The sequence below is a fragment of the Lysinibacillus sp. LK3 genome (assembly GCF_001043675.1).
Lineage (GTDB): Bacteria > Bacillota > Bacilli > Bacillales_A > Planococcaceae > Lysinibacillus > Lysinibacillus capsici.
This window is the reverse complement of record NZ_LDUJ01000050.1, coordinates 1-503: the sequence shown is the minus strand read 5'-3', so window position 1 is coordinate 503 and position 503 is coordinate 1. Positions and strand designations below refer to the sequence as shown.

Below are 503 nucleotides of genomic sequence, written 5' to 3'. Positions count from 1 at the left end.
TTGTTCAGTTTTCAAGGTTCATGTAATTGAATTGGTGGAGCCTAGCGGGATCGAACCGCTGACCTCCTGCGTGCAAGGCAGGCGCTCTCCCAGCTGAGCTAAGGCCCCATATTTTTATTTTTAGGAAATGGTCGGGAAGACAGGATTCGAACCTGCGACCCCTTGGTCCCAAACCAAGTGCTCTACCAAGCTGAGCTACTTCCCGTTGTTCTTATGGCGCGCCCGACAGGAGTCGAACCCATAACCTTCTGATCCGTAGTCAGACGCTCTATCCAATTGAGCTACGGGCGCATTTAAAATGGTGCCGAGGACCGGAATCGAACCGGTACGGTAGTCACCTACCGCAGGATTTTAAGTCCTGTGCGTCTGCCAGTTCCGCCACCCCGGCACATTTGGAGCGGAAGACGAGGTTCGAACTCGCGACCCCCACCTTGGCAAGGTGGTGTTCTACCACTGAACTACTTCCGCATGTGCATAAGCTTTTTTTATCTGGCAATGAAAAT

At 52.3% G+C, this 503-nt stretch carries 5 tRNA genes; all 5 read right to left on the bottom strand.

The annotated features are described in order from the left end of the window. Positions 1–32 precede the first annotated feature (32 nt). Positions 33–108, bottom strand: a tRNA-Ala gene (locus VK91_RS22070). Positions 109–128: 20 nt separating this feature from the next. Next, positions 129–205, bottom strand: a tRNA-Pro gene (locus VK91_RS22065). A gap of 9 nt (positions 206–214) precedes the next feature. Then, positions 215–291 (bottom strand) — tRNA-Arg (locus tag VK91_RS22060). Positions 292–299: 8 nt separating this feature from the next. After that, positions 300–388, bottom strand: a tRNA-Leu gene (locus VK91_RS22055). Between the two features lie 5 nt (positions 389–393). Next, positions 394–468: transfer RNA gene (locus tag VK91_RS22050), tRNA-Gly, on the bottom strand. Between the last annotated feature and the right edge of the window lie 35 nt (positions 469–503).